The organism is Pseudomonas sp. HP_12 (assembly GCF_055283955.1).
Genome location: NZ_JBTOQG010000012.1, coordinates 27,890 through 51,279, shown reverse-complemented (window position 1 = coordinate 51,279; position 23,390 = coordinate 27,890). Strand labels below are relative to the sequence as shown.

The window sequence follows — 23,390 nt, the reverse complement described above, 5'->3', positions numbered from 1 at the left end:
TGAACCATGTCACTGATCTCAATCGGGCTTTCGGGACTCACCGCCAGCAGCGCAGCATTGACGACGATCGGCAACAACACTGCCAACGTCGACACGCAGGGCTACTCGCGTCAGCAAGTGATGACCGCCGCCGGGGCTCAGCAGAACATCGGCGTCGGTTTCATCGGCACCGGTACGACGTTGTCCGACGTGCGCCGCATCTACAACGGCTACCTCGATAACCAGTTGCAGACCAGCACATCGCTCAACGCCGACGCCACCGCGTACCTGAGCCAGGCCAGCAAGCTCGACTCGATGCTGTCCGACAGCTCGACCGGCGTGAGCACGGTGCTGGCGAAGTTTTTCACTGACCTGAGCGCCCTGGCGTCCGGGCCGACCGACACGGCTGCGCGCACGACATTTCTGACCAGTGCATCGGCGCTGGCCGGTCAGTTCAACACCATCTCGGCGCAGATGAAGGACCAGAACGCCAGCATCAATACCCAGCTGACCACGGCAACAGGGCAGGTGAATGCACTGGCGTCGTCCATTGCCGTCCTCAACAAGCAGATCACCGAGACCCAGGCTTCCGGCGGTCAGCCCAACACGCTGCTCGATTCGCGCACCGAGGCGGTACGTCAGCTCAATGAACTGGTCGGCGCCAAGGTCGTTGAAAACAACGGCAGCTATGACGTTTACATCGGCACCGGCCAGCCGCTGGTCACCGGCACCACCGCCAATACCCTGAGCGCCGTGCCCAGTGACAGCGACCCCAGCGTGTATGCGCTGAAACTGAAATATCAGAACAACGAAGTTGATGTCTCCAGTGTGGTAACCGGTGGCTCGCTTGGCGGGTTGCTGCGTTATCGCAGCGACGTGCTGCAGCCGGCCGCCAGCGAGCTGGGCCGTCTGGCGGTGGTCGCTTCCGACCAGATCAACAGCCAGCTCAACCAGGGTGTGGACGCCAACGGCAACTTCGGCAGCAACCTGTTTATCAGCGTCAATGACCCGAGCCTGACCAGCCAGCGCAGCCTTGCCAACACGACCAACGATCAGTCCTCGGGCAACTTCGCGGTGTCCATTGCCAACAGCGGCGCGCTGCAGACCAACGATTATCAGGTGACCTTCACCGATGCCAGCGGCCAGTACAGCGTCAAGCGGCTGCCGGACGGCAGGGACATGGGTTCGTACAACACCAGCGCCACCACTGCGCCGGTCATCGACGGCTTCTCGCTGAAATTCAATGGCACCTCCACCGAGGGTGACAGCTTCAAGATCAGCCCGACCAAGACCGGTGCCGACGGTATCAAGGTGGTGATGACCGACCCGAAAGCCATCGCCTCGGCCAGTCCGCTGACCGGCAGCTCCATCGTGAGCAAAGGCTCGGGCACGTTCACCCAGCCTGTCTTGTCGACCCAGGCCGACATCTACAACCCGACCGCGACGGCCGATCTGCGAAACGCGCTCACCGCCTCGACGCCGATGCGTTTGCTCATGGGCGATGTCACCAATGGTGCTCAAGCCTATACGCTGGTCGATGCGCAGGGCGCGGCGGTCAAAGACAAGTCCGGCAATGCAATCAAGGGGTCGATTGTTCAAGGCCAGTCCAACGACATCAGTCTGGAAGTGGGTTACACCGACTCGTCGGGCGCCGCGCAGTCGTTCAAGTTTGGCATGACCCTCGCCGGCTCGGCCAACAGTGGCGACACCTACAGCATCGCCATGACCGGCGCCGGGTCTCTGGACAACCGCAACGCGACCTCGGTCGGTACCCTGCAGACCAAACAGACCCTCGACAGCGCAGCCGGCAATGGCACGGGCATGAGCCTGAGCGGCGCCAACGCCAACATGATTACCACCGTCGGCAGCAAGGCGGCGCAGGGCAAGAATGATTCGACGGCCACCACCGCCGTCCTTACCCAGGCCAAGAGTGCGCGCGACAGCGTTTCCGGTGTTTCGCTGGATGAAGAAGCCGCCAACCTGGTCAAGTATCAGCAGTACTACACCGCTTCGTCGCAGATCATCAAAGCGGCCCAAGCCATCTTCAGCACGCTGATCAACAGTCTTTAAGGAATCGTAATCCATGCGTATCTCAACGACCCAGTTTTACGAAACCAGCGCCTCTAACTACTCGCGCAGTTACGCCAACGTCACCAAAACCGGTGACGAAGTGGCCAGCCAGGTCAAGCTCAACACTGCCGGCGATGATCCGGTCGGCGCGGGCCGTGTGCTGCAGTTGCAGCAGCAGGGCACGATGCTCAATCAGTACAAATCCAACATCGACACGATCAATACCACCGTCGTGCAGACCGAGACGGCATTGACGTCGATCACCTCGGCGATTCAGCGCGCGCAAGAGCTGGTACTGGGGGCGGCGAACACCTCGTTCACCGACAAGGACCGCCAGGCCAACGCCTCCGAGCTCAAGGAGTTGCAGGGGCAGATTCTCGGCCTGATGAACAGCCAGGACGCCGACGGCACCTACCTGTTCTCCGGGTCCAAGGGCACCACCGCGCCATACGCCGTCAGCTCCGACGGCACCTACAGCTATCAGGGCGACCAGACGCGCAACCTGCTGGCCGTTGGCACCGGCATCTCCATGGCCAGCAACACCACCGGCTGGGATGCATTCGAACAAGCGACCAACACCACGCGCACCTCAACGACCCTGGTCGCTGGCGCGGATGACGGCGTGATCTCGTTGTCCGGCGGCAGCGTCAGCAATGCCGCCACCTACGACACCAGTTTCACCGCCGGCCAGCCCTACAAGATCTCCTTCACCAGCAGCACGGCCTATACCATCCTGGACAAAAACAACCAGGATGTGACGGGTGAGGCGTCGGCTGCCGGCAAGTTTGCGTCCACCAATTCGGCGAACCAGGCCATCACCTTCCGGGGCCTGGAACTGAACCTGAACATCAACTTGACCAAAGATCAGTACGCAAGCACCAGCGCCGCCGACGCGGCCGTCAAGGACCACACCTTCCAGCTGGCTGTCTCCCCCAGTACCGTGAGCACCTCGCGGCTGCCGGCCAACACCTCCACCGACGTGATCACCAGCTCGGTGGTGACCGACCAGGCCGCGTTCGACAAAACCTTCCCGTCGGGCGGCGCTGTCGTGCGTTTCACCGATGCCACCACCTTCAATCTGTACGCGGCGCCCTATGACGCAGCGACCAGCAAACCGGTGTCCACCGGTACGCTGAGCGGCAACACGGCAACGGCCTCCGGTGTGACCTTCACCTTCAGCGGCACGCCGCCGGCGATGGCGGCAGGTGACCAGTTCACCGCGCAGTCTTCGACCCAGCAAAGCCAGAACGTGCTGAACACCTTGTCCAAGGTCATTACCGCGCTCAACGGCAAGGTCGATGGCGACCCGATTGCCCAGCAGAAACTGCAGGCCACGATGACCTCCACCATCGGTAACCTGAAAAGTGCGGCCGAGCAGATCATCAATGCCACCAGCGAAGGCGGTGCCCGGGCCAAGACCGCGACCGATCAGAGCGTGACCAACCAAACCATGATCGACAACGGCACCACCGAATCGGGCACGATTACCGCGTCCGATCCGGTCGATGCGATCGCCCGTCTGACCCTGCAGAAAACCATGCTGCAGGCGTCGCAGCTGGTGTTTACCCAGCTGTCTGCGCTGAACCTGTTCAGCAAGTTGTAATCGGCCCAGCGGCGGGCGGCACCTGATCAACCGGTGTCGCCACCGTTGAGCGTCAACCGTATTGTCAGCGGTTAATGCCGATCCTTTCTCCGGGGAACGGCGCCGCTCGTGAGTCCCGCCCGTGAATTCAGCTCCTCTCGTCAGCCTCGTCATTCCCGCCTACAACCCGCGCTTTTTCCAGCGAGCTCTTCAGGACGCCCTGGCCCAGACCTATAGGCCCCTTGAAGTGGTGGTCTGCGACGACAGCGCGACCGACGAGATCCAGCGCACGGTCGAAAAATACCTCGACTCAAGCCCGGTCCCGCTGCGTTATGTGCGCAACCCCAAGCGACAGGGGTTCGTCGGCAACCTGCTGGTGTGCCTGCGCGAAGCCCGGGGCGAGTTCATCAAGTTTTTCTGCGACGATGACCGGCTGTTTCCAGCGGCTGTCGCGCGTCAGGCCAGCGTGCTCGTCGAGCATGATGACGTCAGCCTGGTGCTGGCCCAGCGTTATTTCTGCGACCCCCAGGACATTCAGCTGCCGGTGCGCATCGAGAACGCGCCGCTGGCCGAATCCAGCTCGGTGTTCTACGGCGCCGATCTGCTCTCCGTATTCGATATTTCGCCGACCAACTTCCTCGGCGGCTTGAGCAGCTCATTGATGCGCCGCAGCGACGTGCAGGTGATTCTGCCGGCGCTCCGTGAAGTGGGCGACGGCTTCACCGCGCTGGTGGATTTCGTGCTCTACGTCTGTCTGCTCAAGCGCGGCAACATGGTCATGCTCAACGACGTGCTCAGCGCCGAGCGCCTGCACCCGGAGCGCTTCAGCCGTCAGCAGTGGGTCAGGGATCTGATCACCGACGAGCGCCAATGGCTGGGCAAGATGCTCAAGGCCCGCACCGGCGAAGACGCCCCCGAATACGGCTGGGTGCGCTTCGTGCCGCTGACTCAGGCGCTGGAGCAACCCCGTGTCTGGCAAGAACTGCCCCTTAGCCGCATGCTCGGTGACCGACAGGCCGCCTTGCCGTGGCGAGTCGGCACCGACAGCGAAAGTTTTGCCGAGCTGTACCAGCAATGGTTGAGCTTCCGCACCCTGTTTGGCGCCGATCGCCTGCGCGTGGCGGATAACGTCGCGACATGGCCGTCGCAGCCGAAGATGGTGGCGGTGGTGCTCGACGAACACGCCAGTGCCGCCGGTGTGGCGCTGACCCTGGCCAGTCTCGACGCGCAGTTGTACGCCGCCGAACTGACCCTGGTGCTGTCCAGCGCTTGTGACGCGCCGGTGCTCGAAGGCCGTGTGTTCACCTTGCCGCTGCAGCCCGACTGGCTGGCGCAACTCAATGACCTGTTGCCTCAGCTTGAGCGCGGCGACTGGTGCTACCTGCTGCGGGCGGGGGATCGGCTCACCGATTGCGCGCTGCTGATCCTCGCCGAACGCGTTGCCCACTCGCCGGACGTGCTGTGCCTGTACGGCGACGAAGGCGCGCTGCACGAAGGCGAGTCGGCCGAGCCGGTGTTCCGGCCTGACTTCAACCTCGACCTGCTGCGCAGTTACCCCTACGTTGGCCGGGTGCTGGCGTTTCAGATCGCCGCGCTGGCCGGGATTGGCGGTTTCGATTCCACCTACGGCGAACTGGCGCCCCACGACGCCATCTGGCGCCTGACCGAAGCCCATGGCGTGGTGGTTCAGCACGTTTCGGAAATCCTCGTGGAGTCGCAGTTTCCGTTCCAGGCGTGGCTCGCGCTCGATGAGGTCATGGCGCAAAACGCTCCGGTGCTTGATGCGCATCTGCAGCGCATGGGCATCGCCCATCAGCTGCGCGAGGTGGAAGGGCAGTGGGTCAATCACATTGATTACCTGAGCGACGCGCGTCCGCTGGTGTCGATCATCATCGTCCATCAGGACCAGTTGGCGGCGTTGCAGCGCTGCATCGAATCGCTGCTGTCGAAGCCCGCTTACGCGCCGTTCGAAGTACTGATCGTCGACTGCGCCAGTCAAAACCCGGAAGCGCGATCCTGGCTGGCGGACATGCAGCAGATCGGCGGCGATACACTGCGCGTGCTGCATTACGAAGGGCAGGGCAACGGCGCCGACGTGCGCAACTTCGCCGCTGCCCACGCCCGCGGCGAGCACCTGCTGATGCTCAGCATTTACGCGGTGGTGGCCGATTCCGCGTGGCTGGGCGAACTGGTCAATCACGGCCGGCGGGAAGAAGTCGGCGTGGTCGGCGCCAAGCTGTTCACCCCCGAAGGCTACATCCTGCAGGCCGGGCTGATTCTGGGTTACCACGGCCCGGCCGGCCCTGCGTTTTTTGGCGAGCCACTGCACGCGCCCGGTCATCTGCTGCGGTTGCAAGCGGCCCAGGATCTGAGCGCGGTGGGCGGCCACTGCCTGCTGGTGCGCCGGGCCTTGTTCGAGCAGCTCGGTGGCCTGAACAGCAATGAATTCACCGGCAGCCTGAGTGAAGTGGATTTCTGCCTGCGCGTGCGCGAGTCCGGCCATTTGGTGGTCTGGGCACCCCGTGCCGTGCTGGCGATCGGCGCCTCGACGCCAGCGGAACAGGTGCGCGAAAAACAATCCCAAGTCGACGATCAACACGCCTTCTACAAACGCTGGCTGCCGATCCTCGCCCGCGACCCGGCCTACAACCCGAACCTGCGCCTGACCGGTTCGTTCTATAGCCTGGAACCGGGCCTTAAAAAAGGCTGGAACCCTTATTCATCGCGGCGTTTGCCGAATGTGCTGGCGATCCCGGTCAACAGCACGGCGGTGGGTCATTACCGCGTGTCCCAGCCGTTTCTGGAGCTGGAAGCCGATGGCCGAATCGAAGGGCGGATGAGTTACGACCTGCCGTCGATCATCGAGCTGGAGCGTCAGTCGCCGGACGTGATCGTCGTGCAGTGCCGCTACAGTCAGAATTCCATCGATCAGGTCGCCAGCCTCAAGGCGTACTCCAACGCCCGGCGCATTTACGAGCTGGACGACTACGTGATCAGCGTGCCGAAAAAGAACGGCCATCTGCGCAGCATGCCGTCGAACATGGAAGCGATGGTGCGTCTGGGCACCAGCCTGTGTGATCGGGTGGTGGTGTCGACGGTGACGCTGGCCGATGCGCTGTCGGGGATGCACCACGACATCCGCGTGGTCCCGAACATGCTGGCTTCACAGCTCTGGACCGGTCTGCGCAGCCAGCGCCGTACCTCGAAGAAGCCCCGTGTCGGCTGGGGTGGCGGGACCAGCCATGCCGGCGATCTGGAGATCATCGCCGAGGTCGTGCGCGAGCTGGCCGATCAGGTCGACTGGGTGTTCTTCGGCATGTGCCCCGAGTCGCTGCGCCCGTACGTGCACGAGTTTCATCCGTCAGTGGGCTTGCTGGCCTATCCGGCCAAATTGGCGGCCCTAAACCTGGACCTCGCGCTGGCGCCGCTGGAACACCACATCTTCAACGACTGCAAAAGCAACCTGCGCCTGCTGGAATACGGCGCCTGCGGCTACCCGGTGATCTGCACCGACACCCGTGCGTACGACGGCTACCTGCCGTGCACCCGCGTGATGACCAACAGCACCGCCGAATGGCTCGAAGCGATCCGCATGCACCTGGCCGACCCGGACGCCAGCTACCGCATGGGCGATGAGCTGAAAGAAGTGGTCATGCGCGACTACGTCCTGCGCGGCGACAACCTCCAGCACTGGGTCAACGGGTGGCTGGCGGATTAAGCACGGTGTTTTAGTGGGACCGGCTTCAGCCGGGAAGGGGCCCGCATGCACACCCTCACTTTTGCGGCATGACGTATGCCGCCTTCCCGGCTAAAGCCGGTCCTACTGACGGTACGCGGTGTGAATGTAGGACCGGCTTCAGCCGGGAAGGGGCCTGAATGTGCATCCTCAATTTCGCGGTGTGACGCCTGCCGCCTTCCCGGCTAAAGCCGGTCCTACTGACGGTACGCGGTGTGAATGTAGGACCGGCTTCAGCCGGGAAGAGGCCCGCACCTGCACCCTCACTTTTGCGGCATGACGTATGCCGCCTTCCCGGCTAAAGCCGGTCCTACTGACGTCGCCGAGCTTCCGGCAGATGAAGAACGTGTGGGAGCGAGCTTGCTCGCGAATAAGCCGGCACATCCGCTGAATATCCGTCGGTAGAGATGCCGCCTTCGTGAGCAAGCTCACTCCCACATGACCGGTGTCCGCCGCATCATCGCCAGCCTCCTTCCCGGCTAAAACCCCTCCTGCCCATTGCGCGCAGTCCCGCCATCCAGAGTTGGCGTGCTTCCTGCTTCGTCTCCCCGATATCGCCATTGATCATCTTTTTGACGCCTGGCCGCATCACAGGGAAAACGTAATGCACCCTCATTCATCTCCGGGAAACACCATGCCGCTCGATGCCCAACTGACGCTTGTGGTCCTCACCCATGACCGGCCCGCACTCCTGCGCCGGACATTGCAGTACTACAGTTCTTCGTCGGCTCACGTGCTGGTGCTCGATGCTTCGCAGCAGTCAGCCGCAGACATCGCCGCGCTGTTCCCGCAGGTGGATTACCGCCATGTGCCTCAGTTCGCCGAGACCGGGGTCCAGAGCAGGATCGCCCACGGCGTGACCCAGGTAGCCACGCCGTTCATGGCGTTCGTGGGCGACGAAGATTTTCTGATGCATGACGCCCTGGCCCAGTCGGTGGAATTCCTCGCCGCCAACGCGGACTACGGCCTGTGCCACGGCTATTGCCTGATGTACCAGGCCCACGGCGACAAGGTTGAATACTTCCGCCGCGACAAAAAGGGCCAGGAAGACTTCGCCGCCGACACCAGCGGTGAGCGCGTCCTGAGCTTCATGGACCACTACATTCCGCCGTTCTACGCCGTCACCCGCACGGCGTTGCTGCAGCAGTGGTTTGCCGCGTTGCCCCAGGGCATCAGCGGCGAACTGCAAGAGTTCGGCCACGCCTACTTCCTGCTCTCGGCCGCCAAGGCGCGAATCCTGCCGATCCCCTACGTGGTCCGCGAACTCCACCACCGGCTCTCCGACCGCCCGACCCACATGCTGAAAAAGCTGAGTGACAGCGATCCGTCAGCTGTCCTCGAACGCCACGAATTCGCCGGTTTTCTGGCAGCCCTGACCACGGCCGACCGCGACCTGAATGCAGCCGACGGCATCGAGCAGGTCAAAAAGGCCTACACCGCCCTGCAGGTCTGTCTCGAAGATCAACATTCCCTGGGCCTGACCAGCATCGTGTTGTCCCGCTGGAACGATGTCTTCAGACCCGTGGATCGTCAGTTCGGGCCCCGGCAGTTCGTTGAGATGCCGTTTTACAACCAGACCTTTTTCGATGTGCTGACCGAGATCGAATTCCTGATCCACGCGCTGCCAGCCGGCAAGCTGCAAATGGAACAGCTCGAAGGCACCTGGGTTCAGCAGGAAGTGCTGCTGCGCACCCACGCCAACGACAACCCCGAAACCATCGCCAACCGGATGTGGGAAGCGATGGCCCTGAACATCTTCAACCCGCACATCGTCGAGCCGCTGGCCGGTCTGATGGCGCGGCAGGGCGACCCCGAAGAAGCCGCGCAAATGTCGCGCTGGCTCGAGCGCCTGAACTCGGTCCATCGCGAGGACCATCGTGAACGCCTGGCCGACATGCCGTCGGGCCAGCTGTTGCAATGGCTGGACGCACGCCAGCCGAGCCCGGTCGATGCACAGGCCATCCTCAGCCGCATCGACAGCCTCGGCGGCGGGCCGCAGTTCGGCATTCTGTTGCTGGACCTCAACGATGACATGACCAAACTCCAGGTCACCCTGGACAGCCTGGTCGAAGGCCACTGCAAGACGTTCAAGGTCGTGGTGTTCACCAGCGGCGAACCACCGGCAGCGACCAGCCCGCAAAACACCCTGCATTTCGTCAAGGTCAGCAAGAGCAACTGGGTCGACAAGGTCAACCAGATCGCCCGCCAATCCACCTGCCACTGGCTGATGCTGGCGGAAGTCGGTGATGCCTTCACCGCCGGCGGCCTGTTGCGCGCCTCGCTGGAGCTGCAGGCCGCCCCTGAGTGCCGCGCCGTGTTCGCCGATGAAGTTCAACGTGAGGCCAGCGGTGCGCTGACCCATGTCATGCGCCCGGGCTTCAACCTCGACCTGCTGCTGAGCAACCCGACGCTGATGTCCCGCCACTGGCTGGTCCGCCGCGACGTGCTGGTCGAGGCCGGCGGTTATTCCGCCGACTTCGCCCAGGCTGCCGAATTCGAACTGCTGCTGCGCATCATCGAGCAGGGCGGCATGGGCTGGCTGGCCCATCTGGACGAGCCGCTGCTGGTCACCGACGCGCAACCGCTGGAAGAAAACCCCCAGCAGCGTCTGGCCCTGACCCGGCACCTGAACAATCGCGGCTTCAAGGCCCAGATCAGTCCGGCGGCAACCGGCGCCTGGCGCATCGATTACCGCCACATCCAGCGCCCGCTGGTGTCGATCATCCTGCACGGCATCGACGACCTGCCGGTGCTGCAGCGCTGCCTGGCCAGTGTGCTGCTGCGCACGCGCTACGCGAATTACGAAGTGCTGATTGCGGACGATCACAGCGTGTCGGCGGAGCTGAGCGAATGGCTGGGCCGCCAGGAAAAAGGCCGCGTGCGGGTGATTCGTTTCGATCAACCGCTGAACCACGCCACGCTGATCAACGGCGTGGGCGCGCAGGCCACGGGCGAATACCTGGCGCTGCTCTCGGCCCACGGTGAAGTCATCAGCCCGAACTGGATCGACGCCTTGCTCAATCAGGCGATGCGCCCGGAAGTCGGCGTGGTCGGCGCCAAGCTGATTGAACGCAACGGCACGGTCAGTCAGGCAGGGTTGATCCTCGGCATGAACGGCGGCGTCGGTTCAGCGTTCGTCGGCGAAGCAAAAGACGCTGCCGGTTACATGAGCCGTTTGCTGCTGGACCAGAATTACTCGGCGGTGTCCGACGCTTGCCTGATGGTGCGCAAGGCGCTGTTCGACGACGTCGGCGGCCTGGATCAAGGTCATTTTGCCGACGCCTTTGCCGACGTGGATCTTTGCCTGAAAGTGGCCCAGGCCGGGTACCTGACGGTGTGGACGCCTCACGTGCAGTTCGTCCATTCGGGCTCGTTGCCCGACGCGCCACAGACACTCGCGGCGCTGCAGGACAAATGGTCCGGTGCGTTCGCCCACGACCTGGCGTACAACAAGAATCTGCAACTGACCGGCAAGGGCTTCACCCTCGCTCAGGCCGACGGTTCCAGTTGGGCCGAGCTGCTCGCTTAAGGCCTCCGGGTTAAAGGACTACGTCATGTTCAACGGCAAATCAGTGTTCATCTCAGGCGCGACCGGTTCGTTCGGTCGCATGTTCATCCGCTCGCTGCTGGCGCGTTATCAGCCTCGGCGCGTGGTGGTGTTCTCCCGCGATGAACTCAAGCAATACGAAATGCAGCAGGAATTCAACGCCCCGTGCATGCGCTATTTCCTTGGTGACGTGCGCGATGCCGACCGCTTGCAGCAGGGCATGCGCGGCATCGATTACGTGGTCCACGCGGCGGCGCTCAAGCACGTGCCGGCGGCGGAATACAACCCGACCGAATTCATCCGCACCAACGTCAATGGCGCGGAAAACATCATCTCCGCGGCCATCGCCAACGGCGTGAAGAAGGTCGTCGCGCTGTCGACCGACAAGGCCGCCAGCCCGATCAACCTGTACGGCGCCACCAAGTTGCTGTCGGACAAACTGTTCGTCGCCGCCAACAACATCGGTGGCGAGGAGCAGACGCGGTTTTCCGTGGTGCGCTACGGCAACGTCGCCGGCTCCCGGGGCTCCATCGTGCCGTTCTTCAATAAGCTGCTGGCCGGCGGCGCGGCTGAATTGCCGATCACCGACCCGCGCATGACGCGGTTCTGGATCACCCTCGACCACGGTGTGGATTTCGTCATGCAGAGCTTCGAGCGCATGCACGGCGGCGAAGTGTTCGTGCCAAAGATTCCGTCGGTGCGCATCGTCGATCTGGCCCAGGCCATGGCCCCCGACCTGCCGCACAAGATCGTCGGCATTCGTCCCGGCGAGAAACTGCATGAGCTGATGGTGCCCCAGGACGACGCGCGCATGACCCTGGAATTCGACGATCACTACACCATCGTGCCGTCGATCCGCTTCAACAATGTCGACACCGATTTTGCCGTCGACGCCACCGGCGCACAGGGCAGGGCGGTCCATGACGAATTCGAATACCGCTCCGACACCAACCCGGACTTTCTGTCGATCCGCCAGATCGGCGAGCTCCACGCTGACGTCCAGCCATGATTCCGTACGGCAGGCAGAGCGTTGATCAGGCTGATATCGATGCCGTCGTCGAGGTGCTCAAGTCCGACTGGCTGACCCAGGGCCCAACCCTCGAGCGCTTCGAAGCCGCCATGGCCGAGCGCTGTGAAGCCGGTTTCGCGGTGGCGGTGTGCAACGCCACGGCGGCGCTGCACATTGCCTGTCTGGCGGCCGGACTGGGGCAGGGCGACTGGCTGTGGACCAGCCCGAATACCTTTCTGGCCTCGGCCAACTGCGGGCGCTATTGCGGCGCCGACGTGGATTTTGTCGACATCGACCCGCTGACCTGGAACCTCGACACCGATGCTCTGGCGCGAAAACTTGAAGCCGCCGAATCAACCGGCACGCTGCCCAAAGTGTTGGTGGCGGTGGCGTTTTCCGGCCAGAGCTGCGACATGCGCGCCATCGGCGAACTGGCCCGGCGTTATGGGTTTGTGGTGATCGAAGACGCCTCCCACGCGGTCGGGGCGCACTACGCCGGGCGTCCGGTGGGTTGCGGCGAGTTCGCTGACATGACGGTGTTCAGCTTTCATCCGGTGAAGATCGTGACCACCGGCGAAGGTGGCATGGTGCTGACCAATCGGCCCGAGCTGGCCGAACATCTGCGCCGCCTGCGCAGCCACGGCATGACCCGTGACCCGGCGCAGATGGACGAGCCGAGTCACGGCCCCTGGTATTACCAGCAAGTCGAACTGGGCTTCAATTACCGCATGACCGACATGCAGGCCGCGCTCGGGCTTTCGCAGCTGAACAAACTGGACGGTTTTCTGGCCCGTCGGCGAGAGCTGGTGGCGCGCTATCAGACGCTTCTCGCCGACCTGCCGCTGACCTTGCCGACCCTTCAGGCCGAGGCCGAGTCGGCGTGGCACCTGTATGTCGTCCGCGTGCAGACCGACATGCTTTCGGTGAGCCATCGTCAGGTGTTTGAAGGGCTGCGCGCGGCCGGCATTGGCGTGAACGTGCATTACATCCCGGTTCATCTGCAGCCCTATTACCGCGACCTGGGCTACAAACCGGGTGATTTTCCCGCAGCCGAAGCCTATTACGCCCAGGCCATCAGCCTGCCGTTGTACCCGACGATGACCGACGCGCAACAGAATTACGTGGTTGAGCAGCTTGGCCGGCTGCTTGGCGAAACGGCGCGGGCCAGCGACTGATGCGAGCGAACCCATGACAGGCCCACGAGCATGAGCGCCGTCGCCATCATCCCCGCACGGGGCGGCAGCCAGCGCATCCCGCGCAAGAACATCAAGCTGTTCAACGGCGAGCCGATGATCGCCCATTCCATTCGCGCCGCGCTGGCGAGTGGGGTGTTCGATCAGGTCGTCGTCAGCACCGACGACGAAGAAATCGCCGACGTCGCCCGCCACTTCGGTGCCGAGGTGCCGTTCATGCGTCCGGCGGACCTGGCCGATGCCTTCACCGGCACGGCGGCGGTAATCCAGCATGCCCTCGGCGCCCTCAGTTGTTCCTTTGATTACGCCTGCTGCCTCTACGCCACCGCGCCGCTGTTGCAGGCGCGTTATCTGCGTCAGGGCCTGGAAGCGCTCGAAGCAGCAGCCGAAAAATCCTATGCGTTCTCGGTGTGCAGCTTCGGCTTCCCGGTGCAGCGTGCGCTGTTGATCGACAGCGACGGCTGCCTGGGCGCGATGCACCCGGAATTTCGCAGCGTCCGCTCCCAGGATCTACCCGTCGCCTATCAGGACGCCGGCCAGTTCTACTGGGGCCGCAGCGATGCCTGGCGGCGCGGCGACACGGTGTTTTCCGAACTGAGCCTGCCGGTGATCCTGCCCCGGCATCTGGTGCAGGACATCGATAGCCCGGAAGACTGGCTGCGCGCCGAATACCTGTACGCCGCGCTCAAGGCCGGCGGGGAACTGCAATGATGCGCGTGCTGATCCGCGCCGACGCCTCGGTGACCATCGGCAGCGGCCACATTGCCCGCTGCCTGACGCTGGCGAACACGCTACGTGCAGATGGGGCCGATGTGCATTTTGCCTGCCGCGAATTGCCGGGCCATTTACTCCAGCGGCTGGCGGATCAGGGCTATGTCACCCATGTGCTGCCCGCACGCTATGGCGCTGAAGAAGACTCGGACATCGAAGCGGCGTTGCCGTGGCAGGCGGACCTGTCTGCCTTGGCCGAAGAGATTGAAGATGAGCCGCCCTTTGACTGGCTGATCGTCGACCATTACGGGCTGGATGCACGCTGGGAAACGGCGGCGCGCGGTCTCGCCCATCGGGTCATGGCGATCGACGATCTGGCCAATCGGCCCCATGCGGTCGAAGTGTTGCTGGACCAGAATTACAGCGCTCAGGCGCTGGATCAGCCCTATGCCGCTTGGGTTGGTCCTGAGAGCCAGACCTTTCTGGGGCCGAGATTTGCGTTGCTGCGCGAGGAGTTTCAGTGCGAGCCCATCGCGATCAAGCCTCGGGTAGAGCGGGTGCTGGTCAATTTTGGCGGCTTCGATGCGGCCGGGCAGGTGTACGCCACGATGCTGGCGCTTCAGGGGTTCGACGATCTGCAGGTGGATTTCGTCGCCGGTTTGCACAACCCCCACTGGCAGGCGATGAGCGAGCTGGCGGTCTCTCGACCTGAGTGGCGTCTGCACACGCTGACCGGTGATTTTTTCGCGCTGATGCAGGCGGCCGATCTGTTTATCGGCGCCGGCGGCGGCACCACTTGGGAGCGTGCGGCGCTGGGCTTGCCGACGATCTGTATTTCGGTGGCGAACAATCAGCAGCTCAATGCGCAATTGCTGGCCGAGGCGGGTGTGCATGAGTATCTCGGGCCCCATGTGCAGCTTGAGCCCGGGCGTTTGCACGACGCCATCGAGCGGCTTTGCGATGACGCCCCGTTACGCCAGTCGTTTGCCGATCAATCGAGGTTGTTGGTGGATGGCCGAGGTGCCCGGCGCATCGCTGATGCATTGGCGACGGTTGCCGATAACGCGGCAAAGGGGCAGGGCGCATGAGCCACTGCCCGTTCTTATTTTTATCGTTTGGCCTAGTGCCGGCCGATGTCAGTGCAGCGAGTGAGCAACGATGAATTCTTTCAAGATCGGTTCCCGAACCATCGGCCCCGACGCGCCGCCGTTCATCATTGCCGAGATGAGCGGCAACCATAATCAGTCGCTGGATCAGGCGTTGCGCATCGTCGAGGCGGCCGCCAAGGCGGGTGCCCACGCCCTCAAGCTGCAAACCTACACCGCCGACACCATGACCCTGGACATCGCCGAGGGCGAATTCTTCATCAAAGACCCCAACAGCTTGTGGGCCGGGACCTCGCTGTATGCGCTCTACGAGCAGGCGCATACGCCCTGGGAATGGCATGCGCCGATCTTCGCCCGTGCGAAAGAACTGGGGCTGCTGGCATTTTCGACGCCTTTCGACGAGACCGCCGTGGATTTTCTCGAAAGCCTCGACGTGCCGGCCTACAAGATCGCCAGCTTTGAGAACACCGACATCCCGCTGATTCGCAAAGTGGCGGCCACCGGCAAACCGATGATCATTTCCACCGGCATGGCCAGCATCGCCGAGCTGGACGAAAGCGTGCGCGCTGCGCGTGCGGCGGGCTGCAAGGATCTGGTGCTGCTGAAATGCACCAGCACCTACCCGGCGACACCGGCCAACAGCCACGTGCGCACAATTCCGCATATGGCCGGGCTGTTTGGCTGCCAGGTCGGCTTGTCCGATCACACCATGGGCGTTGGCGTGTCGGTGGCGGCGGTGGCCATGGGCGCGACGGTCATCGAAAAGCACTTCACCCTCGAACGCGCCGACGGCGGGGTCGACGCCAGTTTCTCGCTGGAGCCAGCAGAAATGGCCAGCCTGGTCATTGAAACCGAGCGCGCCTGGCAAGGCATGGGCCACGTGCAATACGGCGCCACTGAAGCCGAACAGAAATCGCTGCAATACCGCCGCTCGTTGTATGTGGTGCGGGACATCGCCGAGGGCGAGGCTTTCACCCCGGACAACATCCGCGCCATCCGCCCCGGCCTTGGCCTGGCGCCCAAACACATCGACGCCGTCCTCGGGCGCAAGGCCCGCCACGCGCTGAAACGGGGCTCGGCGCTGAGTTGGGATGGGGTGGGTTAGCACTCGCGCGACCGACTAAGCTTGTGAGAGGGACCATTATCTTCAGCGCACGCAAAATCGGTGGGAGCGAGCTTGCTCGCGAAGGGGCCGGTACATTCGCCGCATTTTCAGCGCTTGGAATGCCGCCTTCGTGAGCAAGCTCACTCCCACAATGTCACGTGTCGTCCGATGAATTAGCGTCTGACGCAATGCCGATGACACTGAAACCACCCGCCACAATCCCGTGACATCTTCATGTCAATTGCCTGTCTGACCGGCGATCTGATGTTGCGCCGTACCTGTCGGTCAGCTAAAAGCTTGTAAAACTTTTGGTGACCTGTGGGTCATAACGGGCATCTTCACTGTATCGTGTTGGCGGGCCGTGACGTCGTCGGGCTGATTCCAGAGCGATTCTGGTATGGCCATGACCTGTACGTTGCCCTTTTTTCAGGCCGCAAGCCCCGGATTTTCAACGCCCCGCCTAACCGCGCCGGGTGATGTTCAGCAGTTTTTTATTGGGAAGCCATGATGATTGGCATCAAGAGCATAGCGAGTTATGTGCCCACAGCCGGCGTCGACAATTACGCCCAGGGTGCCAAATTCGGAAAGGATGAAGACTTCATCCTTGGCAAGATCGGTTCTGCTTTTCTGCCGCGCAAAGACGACACACAGGAAACCTCGGACCTGTGCGTCGAAGCGGTCAACCAGCTGTTCGCCAACAACCCCGGTCTGTCGCGGGACGCCATCGATGCACTGATCGTCGTCACCCAGAACGGCGACGAAGAGGGCTTGCCCCACACGGCCGCCATCGTTCAACACAAACTCGGCCTGCCGACCCACGTCGCCGCGTTCGACATTTCCCTGGGTTGCTCGGGCTACGTCTACGGCATCTATGCGCTCAAAGGCTTCATGGAAGCGACCGGGTTGAAAAACGGCCTGCTGGTCACCGCCGACCCGTATTCGAAGATCGTCGACCCGGAAGACCGCAACACCACCATGCTCTTCGGCGACGCCGCCACCGCGACCTGGATGAGCGACGACGCCCCGTGGCAGCTGGGCAAATCCAAGTTCGGCACCGACGGCTCGGGGGCGGAGTTCCTCAAGACCACCGACGGCGCGTTCTACATGAACGGGCGTCAGGTGTTCAACTTCGCGCTGGTCAAAGTGCCGGCGCACCTCAACGAATTGCTCGAAGACTCCGGCCTGCAATCCTCCGACGTCGATGCGTTCTGCATCCACCAGGGCAGCGCGGCCATCGTCGATGCGGTCGCCCGTCGGTTCGAGGACGGCAAGTCGCCGGAGAAATTCGTCAAGGACATGCTCGAGACCGGCAACACCGTGTCGTCCAGCATTCCGCTGCTGCTGGAAAAACACGTCATGAACGCCACCTGGAAGCGCATCGCGGTCAGTGGTTTCGGCGTGGGCTTGTCGTGGGGCTCGGCGATCCTTTATCGTCCCTGACATCGCGTCACCAGGCTGATCCCAGCCTGCACAACGGCGACGCTGATTTCTCAGGTCGCCGTTTTGCGTTCTGCACTTCCAATAGGAAAAGGATTGCCGTCATGAGCGAGTTTTTCCAGCGCAATCTCGCCGTGATCCAACAGCGCTGGCCTGAAGTGGCGCAGCGGTTGAGCGCCGAACACATCGAATCCATTCCTGCGCAGTTGATCGAAGGCCGACAATCGACCCTCAGCATTGGCGGCATCCAGCTCACCAGCCGCCATGATCGCCTCGCCGAAGCGCACACTCAGGCACAAAGCCTCCCGGCCAACAGCCCCGTCGTTCACCTTTACGGCACCGCCCTCGGCGATCTGCAGCGGGTATTGTTGGCCGACGCTTCCCTGCAAACGCTGCACGTCCACATCCTCAATGGCGCGCTGTTCGCCCTGGTGCTGCAACTGCTGGAACAGGATGACTGGCTGTCCGACCCCCGCGTGAACCTCGCGTACGCTGATGCCCAGAGCGAAATCCTCCTGCCATTCTTCGCGCTGCCGGCCGAACTGGTGCTGGCCGACGACAGCAGCGCACGGATCCGCGATCGGCTGGTCAGCGAGGTGCATGTCGACTTCAACAATCACGCGTTCGCCGCCGACACCCCCGACAACGCGCGCCTGCTGGAGCAGGGCAGGGCGCTGCTGCAACAGGACACCGATGTCGCCGAGTTGTTTGACACTCAATCCGGGTGCGACGTGTTCGTCATCGCCACGGGGCCGAGTCTGCAACAGCACATGCCGCGCCTCTTGAGCACGTCAAACAGCGCCAACCGGCCCCTGATCATTTGCGTCGACACGGCCTACGTGCCGCTGCGCAACCAGGGCATCACCCCGGATGTGGTGGTGAGCATCGACCACCGCATCACCCCGCGACATCTCCCCGCCGAGGGTTCTGCACATATCGCGCTGGTCTATGTGCCGGGCCAGGACGCCGCAATGCTGGAGGCATGGCAAGGCCCGCGCTACGTCGGCTATTCCACCAGCCCGCTGTATGCCCACCTGCGCGAGCAGATTCCCAAGGCCACCTTGCATGTGGGGGGCAGCGTCATTCATCCGGCCGTCGATCTCGCGGTCAAAATGGGCGCCGCGCGGATCACCCTCTTCGGCGCCGACTTCGCCTTTCCCGGCGGCAAGACCCACACCGGCTGGCAGGACGGCGATCTGGGGCCTGCCCTGAGCATCGCCAAACACTGGGTGCGTGACGGCCGGGGCAACAAGGTCAAGACGCAGCTCAATTTCCGCAGCTACCTCATCGAACTCGAACGCTTCATCGCCCGCCACCCCGAGGTCACGTTCCTCAATACCAGCCGCGACGGTGCTTTGATCGCCGGCGCCGACTTCGACCCGGACTGGACCGCGCCATGACCCTGCCTGAACACGTTGTAGAAGAAGCCCGCGACTGCGCGAAGCTGTTCCGTCTTGGCCGGGATATCGAAGGGGCCTTGAAAATGGTCGAGTTGATTGATCGATCGCTGCCGCTGATGGATGGGGTTTCTGCGGAGAGACAGGCTGAATGGGGGAGCGTGTTGAGTGCGATTCTGGCGTGCCAGGAGCGGCAGGATTGGTTGGGGGTGGCGGATTGGCTGGAAGTCGAGTTTCTTGAAGTCTGACACTTTCCTATTGTCGGGAAGTTAGTGAAAACTCCTACAGTAGTTTCAGTTTGATCTGAATTAAGCGGCCCGCAGCGGCCGTTTTTTTATGTTTTTTTAATATCTATTTCAATTAATGCGTTAGCCAATTTATTACCCTTCAACTGTCGTGATGGCGCATCCCGCGCGCCATGTTTGTTGTTAAAGCCACTATGCAAATCGTCGATACCGGGACTGTAGGTTCTCCGGGAGAAATGGACTTCCCCGATATTAGAGAACCCTCCGTTTCTATCAACGAGGAATTCAAAATGGCTTTAACCGTAAATACCAATATTGCGTCGCTTGCTATTCAAACCAAACTCAATCGTGCGAGCGATGCGCTGAGTATCTCTATGACACGGTTGTCATCGGGGTTGCGGATCAACAGCGCGAAGGATGATGCAGCCGGGCTGCAGCTCGCGACGATGATGACCAATGAGATAAGAGGGCAAAGCGTCGCGTTGAGAAACGCTAACAATGGAGTATCAATGGCGCAGACAGCGGAAGGAGCGCTCAACGAGACAGCAAATATTCTCACCAGGATGAAAGAGCTGGCGATTCAAGCTCGTGATGACAATAACGGTACTGCTCAGCGCGCCGCCATGCATGATGAGTTTGTTTTGATGAGCGCCGAGCTCACCCGAACTTCCGAAGATACGAAGCTCAATGGTCGGCGGCTTCTTGACGGTTCTGCGGGGGGCATGGATCTGCAGATTGGTACCGACACGAGCGCCGCATCTCGAATTACTCTGGATTTAAGCGCTAAGTTCGATGCTGTTTCAATGGGAGTGGATTCCCCCACGTTGGCGTTATCAGGAGCGACCACTGCCGACGCCCATACGAATGCTGACGCAGCGATGCTAGCAATCGATAAAGCTCTGATGTCTGTTACGTCTACCCGGGCGGCCTTGGGGGCGTCGCAGAACAGACTGACCTCGACGGTCGCCAACCTGCAGAGCATGAGTGAAAACACTCAATCTGCTCGTGGCAGGATTCAGGATGTTGACTTCGCCGCCGAAACCGCGGAGCTAACCAAGCAACAAACCCTGCAGCAAGCCTCCATGGCAGTGCTGGCCCAGGCGAACCAGCTGCCGTCCGCCGTTTTGAAGCTTCTCCAATAAACAACCGCCTCTATAGATAAGGCCAACCAAAGCACGGGCGCGCCGCAGGGAGCGCCCGTCTTTTTGAGAACTGGTTAACAAATCGCCGGGTGAGGTTAAAGCTTCCAGGGGTTGCGCCGAAACGCTGTGTATCCCCGGACAACAAACTGCGGGGGTGGCGCTCTGGTGGCAAATAAATTTGAAAAAGCCCTCAAGCTCCTGGCAACCGCGACGATAAACATTACGTAGGTTCTCTAGGCCACACCCGGCGCTTGCCAGGGCCGGATAGCCGCAGCAAACAACTCACGAGGAATTCATCATGGCTTTAGGCGTAAACACCAACGTAGCTTCCCTGGCTGTTCAGAAGAACCTGTCCAAAGCTTCCGATGCACTGTCGACTTCGATGACTCGTCTGTCTTCCGGTCTGAAAATCAACAGCGCTAAAGACGACGCAGCCGGCCTGCAGATCGCAACCCGCGAAACTTCGCAAATCCGCGGCCAGACTGTTGCCATCAAGAACGCCAACGACGGTATCTCGATCGCTCAGACCGCTGAAGGCGCTCTGCAAGAATCGACCAACATTCTGCAGCGTATGCGTGAACTGGCTGTTCAGTCCCGAAACGACACGAACGGTACTGCTGACCGTGGCGCACTGGACTCCGAATACGCCCAAATGTCGGACGAACTGACCCGTATCGCCGGTTCGACCAACCTGAACGGCAAGAACCTGCTGGACGGTTCGGCTAGCACCGTAACCCTGCAAGTCGGTTCCAACACCGGTACTTCGAACCACATCGACCTGGTTCTGACTGGCAGCTTCACTGCTTCGGCTCTGGGCGTTGCAAGCGGCTCTACTTCGATCAGCGGCGCGGATAACGCTACTGCTCACACCAACGTCGACGCCGCTATCTCGGCAATCGACGCGGCTCTGGCAACAATCAACAGCACCCGTTCGAGCCTCGGTGCCGCGCAAAACCGTCTGACCAGCACCATCTCCAACCTGCAAAACGTTAACGAAAACGCCACCGCAGCACTGGGCCGCGTTCAAGACACCGACTTCGCCGCTGAAACCGCTAACCTGACCAAACAACAGACTCTGCAACAAGCTTCCACCTCTGTTCTGGCCCAGGCTAACCAGCTGCCATCCGCTGTTCTGAAACTGCTTCAGTAATAACGGCTAGAGTTTTGGCGGGGGAGTATGCTTGCGTGCTCTCCCGCTTTTTACTTTCAAGAGGTGAGTGGACATGGACATAAGTAGCAGGCTGAACGTGTCTTATTCGATGGTCCAGTCGTTGCCCGCGGTGCCTGTGGTTGCTGACAAGCCAGCCGTGGCGCCTCAAGTCGTTCCTGCTCCGGCGGCTTCATCGCAGTCAGGCACGTCGACAAGTAAAGACTCAGACCCGGAAAAGAAAACCGAAGAACTGGAAGCAGCCGTCAAACAAATGGAAAAGTTCTTTCAGTCGGTTCATCGCAACCTGGAATTTTCCATCGACGATAAATCGGGGAAGGTGGTGGTGAAAGTGATCGCCACGGAAACCGGTGAAGTGGTGCGGCAATTGCCGTCTGCCGAAGCCTTGAAGCTCGCCGACAGCCTGAAGAATGCAAACAGCCTGTTATTCGACGCGAAAGTTTAAATGGCATGAAAGGTGAACGCTGTGCCTGTGGCATTGCGGGCTCGTCAAAATGCCGACTACAACTGAAAGGAGACTCACATGGCTAGTCCTATTACCCCCTCCACCGGCCTCGGCTCGGGCCTGGCAATCGGTGACATCGTCACTGCGCTGGTCAACTCCGACAAGCTGGCCAAGCAAACTCAGATCACCACGCAGACCAAGCTGGTCACCACCAAAATCTCCGGCATTGGCACGTTGACGAGTGCGATGACCGCCTTTCAGACCGCGCTGACCAACCTCGGCAAGACCGACACCCCTGCGTTCGCCGGTTATGCGGCAAAAGCTTCCGATGCGACCAAGCTATCCGTCACGTCCGACAACTCGGCCGTACCCGGTACCTACAGCATCACCGTCAAAAACCTTGCAACGGCTTCGAGTGTCGCCAGTGCTTCTTTTGCCGGCGGGACCACCAGTGCTATTCCGAGTGGCGATTTGACCCTCACTCAAAATGGCATTGATACCAAGATCACCATTCCGACCGGTGCCACGCTGGCGTCGGTCGCCAAGCAGATCAATGCGCAAACCGCGACGTCGAACATCAGCGCCAACATCATCACCGATGACAATGGCTCACGCCTGGTATTCAGCTCCACGGTGACGGGCAAAGGCACGGACATCACGGCCTCCAGCACGACGTCCAGCGAATTCAATATCGTCGCTGGCGCCAAGCTCGATCCGGCCAGCAAGACCAGTGCGGGCTACATCGACGCGCAAGCGGTCGACGCCAGTCTGACCGTCAACGGCCTGACCATCACCAGCGCCAGCAATACCGTGGACAAGAGCCTCGGTGGCTTGTCCATGACCCTGTTGGCGCCGGGTGCTTCGACTGTTGCGGTGACCGGCAACAACGATGGCCTGAAAGCCTCGCTGCAAACCTTCATCGATGCCTACAACACCGTTGTCAAAGCCGTGGCCAGTGTCACCAAGGCCACCATCAGCGACACCCCGGATAAAACCACCGGTGCTACAGTGACCCCGGCCGCACTGACCGGCGATGCGTTGCCGCGCTCGATCCTTTCAGCGATTCGTGATCAGTTGGTAACGTCAGGGGCACCCGGCGGTATTTCCGTGCTCTCTCAATTGGGTATTACCACCGGTCAGTCCGACGGTACGCTCAGCCTTGATGCCAAGAAGTTTTCCGCCGCGATGGATCAGGGACTTGCGGGCGACGTGCAGCAGCTCTTCAGCGGCACTGACAGCACCAACGGCTTGCTGTCTCGGATGAAGGCGGCCATCACGCCGTACACCCAGACCGGCGGCATCTTGTCCACGCGCACCAGCAGCCTCAACAAACAGCAGACTGATCTGCAGAACCAGCAGACGGCGCTCGACCTGCGCGTGACCACGCTGACCGCCACACTGACCGCCAAATACAACGCGATGGACTTGTTGGTGGGGCAGTTGAAAGCCTCTGCGACGAGCATTACCTCGTTCTTCGATTCGCTCAATGCCCAGCAAAGCGGCTGACCGTTGACGAGC

16 protein-coding genes are annotated in these 23,390 nt (G+C 61.7%); all 16 read left to right on the top strand.

Annotated elements, in window-relative coordinates; all coding sequences use genetic code 11:
- The first annotated feature begins 6 nt into the window (after positions 1-6).
- Positions 7-2,049 (top strand): flagellar hook-associated protein FlgK, encoded by a 2,043-nt coding sequence (flgK, locus tag ACYASU_RS10220; protein WP_192172643.1) that lies wholly within the window; start codon positions 7-9, stop codon positions 2,047-2,049.
- Between the two features lie 13 nt (positions 2,050-2,062).
- Complete coding sequence (locus ACYASU_RS10215) at positions 2,063-3,652, top strand: flagellar hook-associated protein 3 (protein ID WP_463582722.1); 1,590 nt, start codon at positions 2,063-2,065, stop codon at positions 3,650-3,652.
- Positions 3,653-3,773: 121 nt separating this feature from the next.
- Positions 3,774-7,349, top strand: a complete 3,576-nt coding sequence (locus ACYASU_RS10210; protein WP_463582721.1) for a glycosyltransferase — start codon at positions 3,774-3,776, stop codon at positions 7,347-7,349.
- Between the two features lie 652 nt (positions 7,350-8,001).
- Entirely contained in the window at positions 8,002-10,896 is a 2,895-nt protein-coding gene (locus ACYASU_RS10205) for a glycosyltransferase family 2 protein (protein ID WP_463582720.1), read from the top strand.
- A 25-nt stretch (positions 10,897-10,921) separates the two neighbouring features.
- Complete coding sequence (gene pseB, locus ACYASU_RS10200; protein WP_237251468.1) at positions 10,922-11,923, top strand: UDP-N-acetylglucosamine 4,6-dehydratase (inverting); 1,002 nt, start codon at positions 10,922-10,924, stop codon at positions 11,921-11,923.
- Complete coding sequence (gene pseC / locus ACYASU_RS10195; protein WP_463582719.1) at positions 11,920-13,098, top strand: UDP-4-amino-4,6-dideoxy-N-acetyl-beta-L-altrosamine transaminase; 1,179 nt, start codon at positions 11,920-11,922, stop codon at positions 13,096-13,098. The genes pseB and pseC overlap by 4 nt, the downstream gene beginning before the upstream one ends.
- Positions 13,099-13,128: 30 nt before the next feature.
- A complete protein-coding gene (gene pseF / locus ACYASU_RS10190) occupies positions 13,129-13,827 on the top strand; it encodes a pseudaminic acid cytidylyltransferase (protein WP_463582718.1) in 699 nt (232 codons plus the stop codon).
- Positions 13,824-14,915 carry a UDP-2,4-diacetamido-2,4,6-trideoxy-beta-L-altropyranose hydrolase gene (gene pseG / locus ACYASU_RS10185; protein WP_463582717.1) on the top strand — a complete coding sequence of 364 codons (1,092 nt, stop codon included), beginning with the start codon at positions 13,824-13,826 and terminating at the stop codon, positions 14,913-14,915. The genes pseF and pseG overlap by 4 nt, the downstream gene beginning before the upstream one ends.
- Positions 14,916-14,985: 70 nt before the next feature.
- Positions 14,986-16,038, top strand: a complete 1,053-nt coding sequence (gene pseI / locus ACYASU_RS10180) for a pseudaminic acid synthase (RefSeq protein ID WP_463582716.1) — start codon at positions 14,986-14,988, stop codon at positions 16,036-16,038.
- A gap of 507 nt (positions 16,039-16,545) precedes the next feature.
- Positions 16,546-17,478 carry a ketoacyl-ACP synthase III gene (locus tag ACYASU_RS10175; RefSeq protein ID WP_282371604.1) on the top strand — a complete coding sequence of 311 codons (933 nt, stop codon included), beginning with the start codon at positions 16,546-16,548 and terminating at the stop codon, positions 17,476-17,478.
- Between the two features lie 101 nt (positions 17,479-17,579).
- Positions 17,580-18,875 (top strand): motility associated factor glycosyltransferase family protein, encoded by a 1,296-nt coding sequence (locus ACYASU_RS10170; protein WP_463582715.1) that lies wholly within the window; start codon positions 17,580-17,582, stop codon positions 18,873-18,875.
- A complete protein-coding gene (locus ACYASU_RS10165) occupies positions 18,872-19,120 on the top strand; it encodes a hypothetical protein (protein WP_463582714.1) in 249 nt (82 codons plus the stop codon). Before ACYASU_RS10170 ends, ACYASU_RS10165 begins: the two co-directional genes overlap by 4 nt.
- 287 nt (positions 19,121-19,407) lie before the next feature.
- On the top strand, positions 19,408-20,259 hold the full coding sequence (locus ACYASU_RS10160) for a flagellin domain-containing protein (RefSeq protein ID WP_463582914.1): 852 nt from the start codon (positions 19,408-19,410) through the stop codon (positions 20,257-20,259).
- A 298-nt stretch (positions 20,260-20,557) separates the two neighbouring features.
- Positions 20,558-21,409 (top strand): flagellin domain-containing protein, encoded by an 852-nt coding sequence (locus tag ACYASU_RS10155; protein WP_192174134.1) that lies wholly within the window; start codon positions 20,558-20,560, stop codon positions 21,407-21,409.
- A gap of 73 nt (positions 21,410-21,482) precedes the next feature.
- Positions 21,483-21,872, top strand: a complete 390-nt coding sequence (locus tag ACYASU_RS10150; RefSeq protein ID WP_192174241.1) for a flagellar protein FlaG — start codon at positions 21,483-21,485, stop codon at positions 21,870-21,872.
- A gap of 78 nt (positions 21,873-21,950) precedes the next feature.
- Positions 21,951-23,378: a flagellar filament capping protein FliD gene (gene fliD, locus ACYASU_RS10145; RefSeq protein WP_463582713.1), complete on the top strand. Its 1,428-nt coding sequence runs from the start codon at positions 21,951-21,953 to the stop codon at positions 23,376-23,378.
- The last annotated feature ends 12 nt before the right edge of the window (positions 23,379-23,390 follow it).

Bases quoted from the DNA above. Each gene is read 5' to 3' on its own strand.
- fliD (WP_463582713.1), top strand. From the start codon at position 21,951: ATGGCTAGTCCTATTACCCCCTCCACCGGCCTCGGCTCGGGCCTGGCA.
- pseB (WP_237251468.1), top strand. From the start codon at position 10,922: ATGTTCAACGGCAAATCAGTGTTCATCTCAGGCGCGACCGGTTCGTTC.
- flgK (WP_192172643.1), top strand. From the start codon at position 7: ATGTCACTGATCTCAATCGGGCTTTCGGGACTCACCGCCAGCAGCGCA.
- ACYASU_RS10175 (WP_282371604.1), top strand. From the start codon at position 16,546: ATGATTGGCATCAAGAGCATAGCGAGTTATGTGCCCACAGCCGGCGTC.
- pseC (WP_463582719.1), top strand. From the start codon at position 11,920: ATGATTCCGTACGGCAGGCAGAGCGTTGATCAGGCTGATATCGATGCC.
- ACYASU_RS10165 (WP_463582714.1), top strand. From the start codon at position 18,872: ATGACCCTGCCTGAACACGTTGTAGAAGAAGCCCGCGACTGCGCGAAG.
- pseI (WP_463582716.1), top strand. From the start codon at position 14,986: ATGAATTCTTTCAAGATCGGTTCCCGAACCATCGGCCCCGACGCGCCG.
- ACYASU_RS10160 (WP_463582914.1), top strand. From the start codon at position 19,408: ATGGCTTTAACCGTAAATACCAATATTGCGTCGCTTGCTATTCAAACC.
- pseF (WP_463582718.1), top strand. From the start codon at position 13,129: ATGAGCGCCGTCGCCATCATCCCCGCACGGGGCGGCAGCCAGCGCATC.
- ACYASU_RS10205 (WP_463582720.1), top strand. From the start codon at position 8,002: ATGCCGCTCGATGCCCAACTGACGCTTGTGGTCCTCACCCATGACCGG.
- ACYASU_RS10155 (WP_192174134.1), top strand. From the start codon at position 20,558: ATGGCTTTAGGCGTAAACACCAACGTAGCTTCCCTGGCTGTTCAGAAG.
- ACYASU_RS10150 (WP_192174241.1), top strand. From the start codon at position 21,483: ATGGACATAAGTAGCAGGCTGAACGTGTCTTATTCGATGGTCCAGTCG.
- ACYASU_RS10215 (WP_463582722.1), top strand. From the start codon at position 2,063: ATGCGTATCTCAACGACCCAGTTTTACGAAACCAGCGCCTCTAACTAC.
- pseG (WP_463582717.1), top strand. From the start codon at position 13,824: ATGATGCGCGTGCTGATCCGCGCCGACGCCTCGGTGACCATCGGCAGC.
- ACYASU_RS10170 (WP_463582715.1), top strand. From the start codon at position 17,580: ATGAGCGAGTTTTTCCAGCGCAATCTCGCCGTGATCCAACAGCGCTGG.